We start from the raw sequence: 11,681 nt of genomic DNA on the forward strand, positions 1-11,681 counted from the left end.
GCCACCGGCGTGGATCTGGCCCCCAAGGCCGGCTCTGTGGACGGCTACACCGACCAGGCTTCCGTCTCCCCCTGGGCGGCGGAGGGCGTGGGCGCCCTGGCCGCCAACGGTATCATGAAGGGCAACGGCTCCGCCCTCTCTCCCCAGGAGCCCTGCTCCGTGGAGCAGGCCATCCTGCTGGCCTGGCGGATCTACAACCAGCTGTAAAATCGCTTCCGGAGGATATCACCATGAAGTCAAAAAATTTACTTGCAGCCGTACTGTGTACCTCTCTCCTCAGCATCTCCGTCCTCCCGGCAGAGGCTGCACAGGTCCCCACACAGAAAGCAGGAAAAACAGAGGATGGCATCAGCTACACCCTGCACTATCCAAAGGTGTATGGCGTCATCAACGCCACCATCGATGTGCTTAACGGAAGTTGGGGCGGTGACGGGCTTTCCCATACTGTGAATGTGGAATTGCCGGTAGTCGCCAGCGGCGATCCCTTTGTCCTGGAGCTGACCGGCGGCATGACCGGCGCCCGCTGTCCCGACTGCGGCAGTTCCTGTATCCATGTTTTTATCGGCAACGGCGCTTACCAGATCAACGGTGACTACGCTACCCAGCCGGATACCTTTGAGTGGTATACCTATACCGGCGCCCAGCCCGGCCAAACTGCCAACACCATCGAAATTGATGATAAAACTGATTCTGTCGGCCTGCGGGAGCTCACCGACATTACCATGGATCCAAACGACCACTTTACCTATACACCGGGCTATCTGTATTACGACGAAGGAGGCAGTAACAGCCCTGCCGGCGCTTTTTTCCAACTGGACGTAGGTTATTATCTGCGGTTGCCGGAAGAAACCATTGACCGCATGGATTTCAACCGCACATACAACACCAAAGACCTGGAAGCCCTCATACAGGGGCAGGCGGAAGCCACCTACGGCCAGTCCACAGTAAAGATCAAGGGCTACACCATCGACGAGGACTATGTGGGCAAAATGCTCATTGAGGTGACCAACAACGGAAGCGCTCCCGACAAGGGCGACCTGTTCTATGTGACCTACAGCAAGTTCATTGAGGGGAGCGAGATCATCGACGCCGGCGCGTACGTCCCCTACGACCTGATCCTCCAGATCCAGTACGAGGTGGACGCCAACGCCACCAAGACCCTGGAGGTGCCCATGAGATTCCTGCCGGGGGACAATAACCTGACGGAGGATCAGATGGAACACGGGTGGGCCTATGCGGAAAATATCGAGTCCTCCCGCACCGTGCTGGCCCAGGCGGAGACTCCGGAGGAGGCCGCCGAACTGACCGACTTCTTCAAGGCCGCTCACGACTACGGCGAGATGGCTCTGACCTATGAGCCCGACAGCAACGGCGTCACCATCCTGGCCAAGCCTATGCCCATTATCCAGCGGGCCCAGTATCTGGACCAGAAGCTGGCCGCCTTTACCAGCCAGTTCTAATATCAGGAGGAAATCATCATGTTGAAAAAACTGCTTTGTACCCTGACTGCCCTGGTCATGCTGGTCACCCCGGTCCTGGCCATCAAGGGCGAGGTGGTAAACCCGGACGAGCTGCCCTACATCCCCACCGAGGGCAGCCCCAGCAGCTGGGCCGCGTCGGAGATCAAGAAGGCCGCCGACGCCGGCCTCATCCCCCAGTTTACCGGCGATCCCTCCTACCAGGATGAGGTTACCCGTGAGCAGTTTGCCCAGCTGGCGGTGCGCCTGGTGGAGGTCATCCAGAAGGAAGAGCTGCCCGCCGCGGCGGAAGGCACCTTCTCCGACAGCGACAGTCTGGCCGTCCGCAAGGCCAGCCAGGCGGGTATCGTCACCGGCACCGGCGGCGACAAGTTTGCCCCCGCCCTCACCACCAATCGGGAGCAGATCGCCACCATGCTCTTCCGGGCCGTGGGCGTCGTCAAAACCGCCACCGGCGTGGATCTGGCCCCCAAGGCCGGTTCCATGGACGGCTACACCGACCGGGCTTCCGTCTCCCCCTGGGCGGCGGAGGGCGTGGGCGCCCTGGCCGCCAACGGCATCATGAAGGGTTCCTCCAGCGTCACCCTCTCCCCCCAGGAGCCCTGCTCCGTGGAGCAGGCCATCCTGCTGGCCTGGCGGATCTACGCTCAGTACGGCGACCAGGCCGGCTGAGCCTCCCATATAATCATTAAAAAGGGTCTGCAAAAGCAATGCTTTTGCAGACCCTTTTTTCAGTTAAGCAGCAAACTATAGTTACTCTGGCCAATGGCTCGTCTTTTCTCCAACTTTTGATGAACTTGCAGAGGCGTTGATCATCGCTCCCTACTCCTTCAGATTGGCAACCAGTTCCGCCAAAGCGTCCACGGCCTCCTTCTCGTCCTGGCCTTCGGCGCTCAGAATGGCCGTTTCCCCCTCAGCCAGTCCCATGGACATAAGCATAATAATGGACTTGGCGTTATATGTATCTTGATCGCCCAGACGCCGTAATTCAATTTTCGATTGAAACGTCCCTGCCAGTTTCACAAAGTCAGAGGCGGGGCGGGCATGAAGGCCCGTTTCATTGACCACTGTGATCTCTCTGCTATACATAATCAGGTTCCCCCTTCTTGGATGCACACTTCTCTGCAAAGTCGGTAAGCCTGCGCTTGATTTCCGCTGCGGTTTTCAGGTTCTGGATCTCCTCTGCCAAAGCGGTTGCCTCAGCCAGATCCAAATGACGGATCACCCGTTTTGCCCCTGCCAGGCAAGCCGCGCTCATGGACAGCTTGTGGATGCCCATCCCCACCAGCGCGGGGATGGCCAGAGGATCTCCCCCCAGCTCGCCGCATACACTGACTTTTTTCCGGCGGCGGAAAAGGTGCGGGCCAGATGGCCCAAAATCCGAAACACCGCTGGATGGTACTCCTGGTAGTAGGGGCGCACTGCCGGATTCATCCGATCTGCCGCACACAGGTACTGAGTCAAATCATTGGTGCCCACGCTGACAAAGTCCACTTCATCTGCTGCCAGGTCTGCAATGAGCGCGATGGAGGGCACCTCTACCATAATCCCGATCTGGATATGGTGGTTCCAGGGGATACCCGCCCTGTCCAGGGCAGTTGCTTCCTGGGCGAAGATGGCCTTGGCCTCACGAATCTCCTCCAGTCCTCCCACCATTGGCAGCATAACTTGCAGGTTCCCGTGAACCGAGGCCCGCAGGACAGCCCGGACCTGAGTTCGGAACAGCTCCGGCCTTGCCAGGGAAAGGCGCAGTCCCCGGACGCCCAGAAAAGGATTGCTCTCTCTGGGCAGTTCCAAATTCGTAAGCTGCTTGTCGCCGCCAATGTCCACCGTGCGTAAAATCACAGGCTTGGACCCGAAGGCCGTCAGAACCTTTTTGTACGCTCGGTACTGTTCCTCCTCGTCAGGAAGATGGTCGCTGTTGAGGTAGAGAAATTCTGTGCGGAGCAGGCCGCAGCCATCGGCATAGGCTGCCCCGGCCAATTCTTGGGCGGTGGCTGCCGCCACGTTAAGGCAGGTCTCCAGCCTGGTACCGTTTTGCGTTATCGGCTCCTTGTCCAGATAGGCCCTCTCTTCCCGAAGTTGGGCGGCCACCCGCTCTCCTTTGGTCCGATACTCCGCTAGGTCCTGGGCGGAGGGCTGTATCAAGATCTTGCCCGCCTCAGCATCCAGGATGATAGTCTGGCCGTCATGCAGCTGCTCCATCGCGCCCTCTACCCCCAAAACCGCCGGAATTTCATAACTGCGGGCAATAATGGCGGTATGGCAGGTCGCGCCGCCTACCTGGGTAACGATACCAAGCACATGGGTGCGATCCAGGGCCACCGTGTCTGAGGGATACAGGTCGTCCGCCACTACAGTCACCGGCTCGGACAGCACAGACAGATTCCGCTCAGGCTCTCCGGCCCAGCATCGCAGCAGGCGGCCCTTGACGTCCAGAAGGTCAGAGGCCCGCTCCTGCATCAGCTTGTTTTTGGATTTGCTCAGCAGCGCGGCGTAAGTATCATAGGTCCTGGCAATGGCGGAGTCCGGGCTTAGGTTCTGGCCGGTTACCATAGTCCGAATCTCCTCGTCTATGGCCGGGTCCAGCAAGATGTCCCTGTGGGCAGCCACGATCTTTGCCTTGTCAGGCGCCTTGTCCAGCAGCTGTTTTTCTAAGGCATCCAGCTCCTCCCCGGCCTTGTTTCGCGTCTGCTCATACCGCTCCAGCATCCGGGCCTCCGTACCGGCGGAAAGGGGTTCTTCCTGCAGCTGGGGGCAAAAGGGCTTATAACGCAAGACCGTGCCGATCACGATTCCCCGAGATACCGGTTTTCCAAAAAGCTCCACTGTGCGCACCTCCAGTTTGGTATGGCGGGGCTATCCCGCCCCGGTCAAAAATCTTTCCAGGGCTTCTGCGCTTTGGAACACCCTCATAGCCCCAGCCTCCTCCAGTTCGCCCGGGTCGGCGTAACCACAGAAGGCCACACCCACGCAGGGAATCCCGCAGGCTCGCGCCCCCACCACGTCTGCCGCCCGATCTCCAATCATCAGGGCCGTCTCCGCGGGTGCGTCCAGCAGGCGCAAGGCTTCCCGGATCACAGCGGACTTCTCCTCCGGAACTCCATTATGATAACTACCCGCCACCGCCTCAAAACAATCGGTAAAGCCGCATTGCTTCAGGGTTGGGGCGCAGTACGCCCAAGGCTTGCAGGTGGCAATCGCCAGCCGGAACCCGTTCGTCTTGAGTCGGGCTGTCAGTCCCACCATGCCAGGGGCCGGGACCGTCTCATAGAGGCCGTTTCCCCAGTAATGCTCCAGAAACCGTTCCCGCACCAGCAGGGCAGTCTGAACATCGCAGTCAAATCGCTCCCGCAGCACCTGCTCTACAGGTGTTCCGAGGAAGTGGCGCGCCTGCCCCCGGTGCAGCTCCGGCACACCTGCGGCCTTCATGGCCCAGCGCAGGGAGTGATACACCCCCTGCACCGAGTCCACCAGAGTGCCATCCATGTCAAACAGCAGTGTTTGGTACATGAGACTCTCCTTGTCATTCCTCGATTGTCGCATAAAGGTAATCGTCAATCCAGTCTCCCACATGATCCATGAGCAGATCTTCCGCCCGCAGTGAGAGCTGCCCGGAGCGTACACGCTGATATTGGCGCGGCATGTACTGACTGAGCAGTGCCAGGGGAATCCCTTCCCGGTCCAGATTGGCCAGCAGGGTAGACAGAGCGGCGGACACCCGTGGGGCGGGGAGGTAATACCGGGCCCGGTCAGAAAAACTAAACGCCCTGGCATATTGCTGATCCGCCTTGTGCCCGTGGTAATAGCCGCTCCAGTACTGGTCGTCGTTCCCCATTGCCCACTCCAAAGTGGCACGGAAACCGCTGGCAGGGAAGGGGCGCAGTTTGAGCAGTTCACGCTCGATGCGCTCCAGGGAGAACGCCCCCTCTCGCAGGGCAAACGTGAGCGCAGGGCCCACCTTGAGGATAGCAATTCCCTCTTCCACCATTTCCCGGAGCCGCTCCCTGGGTTGGTAGTCAGTGGAATGTCCCTCAAAAACCAGCCCAGGCTCATGTTTCAGGTAGCCGGTCAGCAAAGCTGCTGCGGCGCGATCATACTCAACCACGCTCTCGTCGGCAAACTCCACTCCCGGTTGCACCACCAGAGCCACCACCCGCGCCCAGGCATCCTCCAGCCCTCGCCGGGCAAAGGCCTCCCGGAAGGCAAGCAAGGTGGCGCGGCAGCCTTCCGGTTTCGTCACGGCCACGGTATCCTCATTTTCCAGGGCCCCGCCAGGTATCGGGACCTCACTGCCGATCACATACACCGGGGCGGGCGCCTGGGGATGGGCGGCGTGATATTGGACAAATGCATCCTCTGCCGCCGCGCACAGGGCCGCCCCACGGCGGGCAATCTTCTCGTCTGACAATGGCTCATCCGGCGGGTCATCTGCCAGGCGCATACTGGTGTCGATGTGTATTTTGGAAAAGCCGGCCAGTACATAGTCCCGCACCAGCGCCTCAGCCCTGGGCATAGCATCGGCCTCGGGCAGGTGCCTCCAGGTAAGAGGGCCTAAATGATCGCCTCCGCAGAGGACCTGATCCGCAGGCACCCCCTCCTGCAATGCCAGGCGATCCAGCAGGGCGCGGAAATCAGCGGGAGTCATGCCGGTATATCCGCCGTCCTGGTTTACCTGATTGGCTGTGGCCTCCACCAGCACTACCGTATCCCGCGCTTTCGCCCGGCGGATTGCCGCTCGGATGACGTACTCGTTGGCGCTGCAGCAGGCGTATATTCCTTTCTGCCGGCCGCTGCCCCGCTGGCGCAGCAGTTTTCCCACAGGATTGACCGTTACAGTTTGATCCATGGATCCAACCCCTCCGGTTTGTCTAGGTCCACTCCTCTGGCCACAGCATGGTGGAAGCAGACCAGTTGGATACAGTACAGGGCAAAGACCGCCCGCAGTTCATCCGGCCCACACGCAGGCAGCGCAATGTGCAGGCCGGGGATCCCATCCCGGTGGCCGGAGACGCAGTCCAGTACCAACAGGTGGCCTGTCTTTGCCTCCAGATCCTCCAGCAGCGCCTTTTGCAGGTCTCGTTCTCCAGAGGAAAGCAGAGCGATGACCAAGGTATCCGGGCCAATCTGCACCATAGGGCCATGCCGCACGTCCAGCAGGTGATAGTGGTTGGAGTCCCGACGGCAGATCTCTTTGAAGGCCAGGGCGCCCTCTTCCATCAGTCCCGCCATACCGCTGTCGCCCAACACCACAGCCTTCGTCCAGGCCCCTTGCGCCAATGCGGACAGCGTCTCCTCCTGGGCGGGACAGAATGTGGATGCGTGTACTGTCAGCTCGCGGAGTTCCGCCAACGATTCACTCTCCCCTGCTGCGATATAGGCCAGCCCCAGGACCGCCACATACAGGTTGGACACCGTCCTGGTCTGACACACCGCCTCGTCAAAGGCCCAGGGCAGGCGAAGGTTCCAGTGAAAAAGCCCCTCCACAGGCGCATCCTCCCTGGCGCACACGGATAAGACCCTGCAGCCCAGCTCCTGTTTGCAGCGCGTAGCTGCCCTCAGCACCTCGCTGGTGGAGCCCGACCGGGAGAGCAGGAGCAGCGTGCAGCCGGCCAGCAGCTTTTTATAGGACTCAAAATTGACCAGCACATCCCCGGCGGGAAGGGCATAGGCCGGGACTCCCGTGTGCTGGGAAAATAACGTTGCGGCAGACTTGGCCAGGCTGAAGCTGGAGCCGCAGCCCAGGACACAGAGCGTGCGGATGCCGTCCAACGCTTCTTTGGCCTCCCCTTGCTGATCCGTCAAGGCCTGGACAGTCCTGGCCAAAGCGTCAAACTGTTGACGCAGTTCCGACTCGATCACATACATCGCATACGCCTCCGTTCTTATTTGATGAAACCGGCGGAGGGTGATCCGCGCCACCCCCCGCCGTCCACGACATTCCGTTCCAGTTTGATAGGGCGTCTTTGCTCAGACTTTTGTACCCTCGCGCAGTTTTTTCTGATAACGAACCTCCAAAACGGACACCAGAATAAAGGCACCGATGATGATGACAATGCCAATGATAGGGTTCTTCATAATCGTCATAAGGGCCATCGCATCGATGCAGTCATGACCGGTGCCCTCGGCTCCCACAGCTGCAAAGCGGCCAAACAGCTGATAGGTGAAACCGGACAGGAGGATGAGTTCCATGCCATAGATGAAACCGGACACCATTGCGCCGATCCGGCCACCCCGGGCATTCCCGAAGATACCGGCCACGCCGCCGGTGAAGAACGCCCCGATGATGGATACCAGAGGAACCGCACCAAAGAGCGCGGAGGAGATGAACATGGCCACGATCATGCCGATGGTGGCAAAAATGAAGCCCAGCATGAGAGAATTGGGCGCAAAGCCGAACAGGGCGGGAACATCCAGGGCCGGGACAGCGTTGGGAACCAGCTTGTCGGCAATTCCCTTAAAGGCCGGGACCAGTTCACCAAGCAGCATGCGGACACCTTGCAGCAGCACCAGCACACCGGCAGTGAAGCCCAGGGCTTTGAGCAGACCGTAAACGATGTAGTTGGTGCTTGCGTCATAGGCGGCAACCTTTTCGGGACCGGCAATAATAACGACCGCCATATAGAACACGAACATGACGATGGCAATGGACATGGAGGTATCCTTGAAGAACTTCAGCTTTTCGGGCAGCTTCATATCCTCGGCGCTCTTGCTCTTGCCGCCGATCAGGCCTCCAATGTATGCGGAGGAAACAGTATCCAATGTAGTTAGATGCGCAATGGCAAAGTCGTTGCTTCCGGTGACTTTGCGGACAATTGGCTGGGAGATGGCGGGCATCAGCGTAAGGAACATGCCCTGGAGGATCGTTCCGATGCCGATGATCATACCGGTGTTGAAGCCAAACTCATACAGGCAGAAGGCCACGGCCACGGAGCTGATCCACATCATGTGGCCGGTAAGGAAAATGTACTTCAGCGGGGTAAAACGGGCCAAAAGGATGTTGACCAGGAAGCCGGCTCCCATAATAATGGCGGAGGTAGAGGCAATGATGGGAACAGCCTCCTGAATGGCGCCCACGATGATCTCAGAGCCGGTGGCAAAGCCGCTAAGTCCGCTGACCTCCTGGAACAGGCCAACAAAGGGTAAGATCTCTGTCACCAGAAGACTGGAGCCCATCCCCAGTCCGCACACGCAGACGATATGCATAACACCCTTCCTCTCTCGCGGCAGCCGTTTCCGGCGCCGCTGCTACCGCATGTACAGCGGCCAATTTTGTTTTATGATTAGACTTTCTTCCATCATAGGCAGGAGATTAACTTACTATAATTTTTGATATGTTCGTCGTTAATCGCGTCTCCCTTATCCAGGTTGGAGCTGACATAGATTGGGGGAGTGTACCCGGCAGCAATGCAGTTTTCTACGGTCTGGGCGACGATAGACTCCATCACAGCCATGCCCAGCACCGTTGACGTTCCGCAAAAATGGGGCTCTAAGCCATCCAGTTCCAGCACCGCATCTCCGGCCACACACTTGATGTCAATGACCACATCGGCCAGATCCATCAGGTTCTTCCCGCTGGAGTGTCTGGAGGTGGTGGAACTGGCAAACTGTTTTGACACCAAGGCCACCACCTTCATGCCAATCTTTTTGGCCTCAAGCGCCATATCTACCACGCCGGCATTGCGCCCGGAGATGGACACAATGATCATGGTGTCTCTGGCATCCACATCCTCCAACTCCAAATAGTTGCCGGTAAAGCCCTCTACCCGCTCCTGAAGCGTACTCAGCTTAGCTTTGGGGAACAGGGCCAGGTGGGGGATGAGCAGGGCGTTGACCGGTACCAGCCCTCCAGCCCGATAGAATACTTCCATAGCAAACATCTGGGAGTGACCACAGCCAAACACATGGATGACCCGGCCGCTGGAGACCGATGCTGCACAGTATTCTGCCGCCTTTTCAATATTGGCGCCCTCCTGGTTAAATTGAACCTCAAGCTGCGCCTTGATAACGCTGTGATATTCCTGATACATCATTCCAGTTTCGCTCCTTTGCGTAATCTATCCATGATCGCGGCCTTTCCGCCGTGATTGCGAAGCAGCTCCAGAAATCCATCGCCCTGTAAATAGCCGCCCAGCTCACGCATGAGTTCCAGGTGATTGTTCTTGTCCACCGCGGCAAACGTGATGGCGGCCATGATTCGCTTTTCAGCCAGATAGACCGGCTCCCGCAAAAGAGTGAGGCTCATGGAAACGGAAACTTTGTCAAGGCCAAGTCGTTTGAGCAGAAACTGACCAAATTTCATTCCTTTGCCGGCAGCTTGAAGGCACAGCATATTCTCATTAAAAATCAGATCGTGGACTATGAACTCATTGATACCGACAAATATTTGGATTCTCTCGAATTGGTGCGTCAAAAATGCCCCGCCAACACCAAATGGCATAAATTGGTCCGCTTGCGTTCGGCGGAAACCTTTCCCCTTATGATTGAGACCAGCTACCTCCCACAAAGTCGTTTTATCACCATCGCCGCAGATATCCTCCGGGATGGATCCCTTTATTCCTATCTGGAGGCTACTACAATATGGAGATCACTGATGCCAGCGAGGTCCTTTCGCCCCTGATTCCGGGAAACAAGGAACGGATGCTGCTTCAGATTCCCCCTCATATTCCCTGCATGCTCTGCGAACGTTTTTGTCATGAGCGGGAATCACTGATCATTATCCACCGCACAGTGGTTCGAGGCGATAAGTTTAAATTTAAGGCTGCCTACTATGTGGATGACAGCATGACTTGAGGTGAACTTCATGTTAATCAAAAATGGTATGTTGTTCTGCGATGACGGAACTTTCCGCATTCTTGATCTGGAGACCAATGGAGGCCAAATCAGCGCCCTTGGTTCGGTAACCGGCAGCGAACAGCAAGTGCTAGATGCCACAGGCTGTTATGTGGTACCCGGACTTGTAGACATCCATATCCACGGGGCGATGGGGGCAGATTTCAGCGATGGCGAGACCGCTTCCATCCAGGTCATGGCCCAATATCTGCTCTCCCAGGGCGTCACAAGCTTTTTGGGAACTTCTATGGCCCTGCCGGGAGAGCGGCTGTCTCACATCTTCCGTACCGCCCGGCCTCTGGTGGGACAAGCGATTCCCGGACACTCCACGCTGCGGGGAATCAATATGGAAGGCCCCTTCTTCCATCCGGAAAAGCGTGGCGCCCAGAACCCCGAGTACATCATTCCTCCGGATTTGGATTTGTTCCTGAAACTGAATGAAGTGAGCGGCGGGAATATCCGAACGGTAGCCGTGGCTCCGGAGACATCGGGCGGCCTTGACTTTGTGGCAGCGGCAAGTAAAATCTGCAGTGTGTCACTGGCCCACTCTTGTGCGGACTATGACACAGCCAGCCGGGCCTTTGCTGCCGGAGCAGATCATGTCACCCATGTATTTAACGGCATGCCTTCCTTTCATCACCGAGATCCGGGCATCGTTGGAGCAGCTGTAGGCACAGACGCCTATGTAGAACTGATTTGCGATGGCATCCACGTCCATCCCGCCATGATACAGTCGGTCTTCCGCCTATACGGGGAGGATCGGGTATGCCTTATCAGCGACGCCATGCGAGCCTGCGGAATGCCGGATGGGCAGTATGACCTGGGTGGCCAGACGGTGACTGTGGCTGGCGGCCGCGCCACCATTGGCACTGGCTCCCTGGCCGGGAGCGTCACCGTCCTTGCCGACTGTTTCCGCCGGGCTGTAAAGTATGGTATCCCTTTGGAGGCAGCGTTGAAGGCAGCTACCATCAATCCTGCCCGTTCAGTGGGATTGGACCATATTGTCGGGTCCATTACCATTGGAAAGCAGGCGGATATCCTGATTCTAAACACAGATCTCTCCCTCAAAAATGTTATCCTAGGCGGCCAATTACAAATTTGATCCCAGCGTATAGTAAGCTGTACAAGATGACGCGGGCCACGCCCAGCTGAAGACCGGAACCGGATACTACGTATCGACACCAGAAAGAAACCCACAAAAAAGGCTTGTTGGAAACCTCAGTTTTCCAACAAGCCTCAAGTCAAAACCTCCGGCTAAGCCGGAGGCTTGAGTAGGCCCTATAAGGGCCTGATACGGACGAAGCCCCTTAAGGGGCCCCGAAAGGTTTGCCGACTGCATTTCTTTCTCGGGCTACCCCTTAAGGGGTTCTT

The 11,681-nt window shown here is 57.9% G+C and carries 13 protein-coding genes and 1 pseudogene; 6 read left to right on the plus strand and 8 right to left on the minus strand.

Translation table 11 applies throughout. The features are described from left to right. The 3 genes from Q0K43_RS08040 to Q0K43_RS08050 form a co-directional block, all read left to right on the plus strand. Nucleotides 1-207, plus strand: a 207-nt coding sequence (locus Q0K43_RS08040; RefSeq protein WP_297290036.1) for an S-layer homology domain-containing protein, incomplete at its 5' end; no start/stop codon positions are given. A gap of 23 nt (nt 208-230) precedes the next feature. Further along, nucleotides 231-1,460 carry a hypothetical protein gene (locus Q0K43_RS08045; protein ID WP_297290037.1) on the plus strand — a complete coding sequence of 410 codons (1,230 nt, stop codon included), beginning with the start codon at nt 231-233 and terminating at the stop codon, nt 1,458-1,460. A gap of 18 nt (nt 1,461-1,478) precedes the next feature. Further along, nucleotides 1,479-2,150 (plus strand): S-layer homology domain-containing protein, encoded by a 672-nt coding sequence (locus Q0K43_RS08050; RefSeq protein WP_297290038.1) that lies wholly within the window; start codon nt 1,479-1,481, stop codon nt 2,148-2,150. Between the two features lie 150 nt (nt 2,151-2,300). Here Q0K43_RS08050 and Q0K43_RS08055 read toward each other — a convergent pair whose 3' ends face one another. The 8 genes and pseudogenes from Q0K43_RS08055 to Q0K43_RS08095 form a co-directional block, all read right to left on the minus strand. Next, a complete protein-coding gene (locus tag Q0K43_RS08055) occupies nt 2,301-2,567 on the minus strand; it encodes an HPr family phosphocarrier protein (RefSeq protein WP_297290039.1) in 267 nt (88 codons plus the stop codon). Next, nucleotides 2,560-4,316: pseudogene (gene ptsP, locus Q0K43_RS08065) on the minus strand (phosphoenolpyruvate--protein phosphotransferase). Before ptsP ends, Q0K43_RS08055 begins: the two are co-directional and overlap by 8 nt. Before the next feature lie 21 nt (nt 4,317-4,337). Continuing rightward, on the minus strand, nt 4,338-4,991 hold the full coding sequence (locus tag Q0K43_RS08070) for an HAD hydrolase-like protein (protein ID WP_297290041.1): 654 nt from the start codon (nt 4,989-4,991) through the stop codon (nt 4,338-4,340). A gap of 13 nt (nt 4,992-5,004) precedes the next feature. Then, the gene (locus Q0K43_RS08075) at nt 5,005-6,327 is read right to left on the minus strand and encodes a class II D-tagatose-bisphosphate aldolase, non-catalytic subunit (RefSeq protein ID WP_297290042.1); all 1,323 of its coding nucleotides are present in this window, start codon (nt 6,325-6,327) and stop codon (nt 5,005-5,007) included. Then, the gene (locus Q0K43_RS08080) at nt 6,312-7,346 is read right to left on the minus strand and encodes an SIS domain-containing protein (RefSeq protein WP_297290043.1); all 1,035 of its coding nucleotides are present in this window, start codon (nt 7,344-7,346) and stop codon (nt 6,312-6,314) included. The genes Q0K43_RS08075 and Q0K43_RS08080 overlap by 16 nt, the downstream gene beginning before the upstream one ends. A gap of 102 nt (nt 7,347-7,448) precedes the next feature. After that, the gene (locus Q0K43_RS08085) at nt 7,449-8,684 is read right to left on the minus strand and encodes a PTS ascorbate transporter subunit IIC (RefSeq protein ID WP_297290044.1); all 1,236 of its coding nucleotides are present in this window, start codon (nt 8,682-8,684) and stop codon (nt 7,449-7,451) included. Nucleotides 8,685-8,776: 92 nt separating this feature from the next. Further along, nucleotides 8,777-9,511 (minus strand): SIS domain-containing protein, encoded by a 735-nt coding sequence (locus Q0K43_RS08090; protein ID WP_297290045.1) that lies wholly within the window; start codon nt 9,509-9,511, stop codon nt 8,777-8,779. After that, nucleotides 9,508-9,918, minus strand: coding sequence for a hypothetical protein (locus tag Q0K43_RS08095; protein ID WP_297290046.1), 411 nt, complete (start codon nt 9,916-9,918; stop codon nt 9,508-9,510). Before Q0K43_RS08095 ends, Q0K43_RS08090 begins: the two co-directional genes overlap by 4 nt. On the opposite strand from Q0K43_RS08095, the gene Q0K43_RS11730 reads away from it, so the two are divergent. Genes Q0K43_RS11730 through nagA form a run of 3 tightly spaced genes read left to right on the plus strand, consistent with a single transcriptional unit; the run spans nt 9,883 to nt 11,412 of the window. Continuing rightward, nucleotides 9,883-10,098, plus strand: coding sequence for a UTRA domain-containing protein (locus tag Q0K43_RS11730; protein ID WP_366086193.1), 216 nt, complete (start codon nt 9,883-9,885; stop codon nt 10,096-10,098). The two genes, Q0K43_RS08095 and Q0K43_RS11730, sit on opposite strands and share 36 nt — an antisense overlap. Continuing rightward, nucleotides 10,059-10,271, plus strand: a complete 213-nt coding sequence (locus tag Q0K43_RS08100) for a hypothetical protein (protein ID WP_297290047.1) — start codon at nt 10,059-10,061, stop codon at nt 10,269-10,271. The genes Q0K43_RS11730 and Q0K43_RS08100 overlap by 40 nt, the downstream gene beginning before the upstream one ends. Before the next feature lie 10 nt (nt 10,272-10,281). Continuing rightward, nucleotides 10,282-11,412: an N-acetylglucosamine-6-phosphate deacetylase gene (gene nagA, locus Q0K43_RS08105; protein ID WP_297290048.1), complete on the plus strand. Its 1,131-nt coding sequence runs from the start codon at nt 10,282-10,284 to the stop codon at nt 11,410-11,412. Nucleotides 11,413-11,681: the final 269 nt, after the last annotated feature.

This window comes from uncultured Flavonifractor sp. (genome assembly GCF_944383115.1).
Lineage (GTDB): Bacteria > Bacillota > Clostridia > Oscillospirales > Oscillospiraceae > Flavonifractor.

What these genes read in the sequence shown, in the direction of transcription:
- Q0K43_RS08095 (WP_297290046.1), bottom strand. Translation starts at nt 9,918, where the DNA reads ATGCCATTTGGTGTTGGCGGGGCATTTTTGACGCACCAATTCGAGAGA.
- Q0K43_RS08075 (WP_297290042.1), bottom strand. Translation starts at nt 6,327, where the DNA reads ATGGATCAAACTGTAACGGTCAATCCTGTGGGAAAACTGCTGCGCCAG.
- Q0K43_RS08055 (WP_297290039.1), bottom strand. Translation starts at nt 2,567, where the DNA reads ATGTATAGCAGAGAGATCACAGTGGTCAATGAAACGGGCCTTCATGCC.
- Q0K43_RS08085 (WP_297290044.1), bottom strand. Translation starts at nt 8,684, where the DNA reads ATGCATATCGTCTGCGTGTGCGGACTGGGGATGGGCTCCAGTCTTCTG.
- Q0K43_RS08080 (WP_297290043.1), bottom strand. Translation starts at nt 7,346, where the DNA reads ATGTATGTGATCGAGTCGGAACTGCGTCAACAGTTTGACGCTTTGGCC.
- nagA (WP_297290048.1), top strand. Translation starts at nt 10,282, where the DNA reads ATGTTAATCAAAAATGGTATGTTGTTCTGCGATGACGGAACTTTCCGC.
- Q0K43_RS08090 (WP_297290045.1), bottom strand. Translation starts at nt 9,511, where the DNA reads ATGATGTATCAGGAATATCACAGCGTTATCAAGGCGCAGCTTGAGGTT.
- Q0K43_RS08050 (WP_297290038.1), top strand. Translation starts at nt 1,479, where the DNA reads ATGTTGAAAAAACTGCTTTGTACCCTGACTGCCCTGGTCATGCTGGTC.
- Q0K43_RS08045 (WP_297290037.1), top strand. Translation starts at nt 231, where the DNA reads ATGAAGTCAAAAAATTTACTTGCAGCCGTACTGTGTACCTCTCTCCTC.
- Q0K43_RS08100 (WP_297290047.1), top strand. Translation starts at nt 10,059, where the DNA reads ATGGAGATCACTGATGCCAGCGAGGTCCTTTCGCCCCTGATTCCGGGA.
- Q0K43_RS08070 (WP_297290041.1), bottom strand. Translation starts at nt 4,991, where the DNA reads ATGTACCAAACACTGCTGTTTGACATGGATGGCACTCTGGTGGACTCG.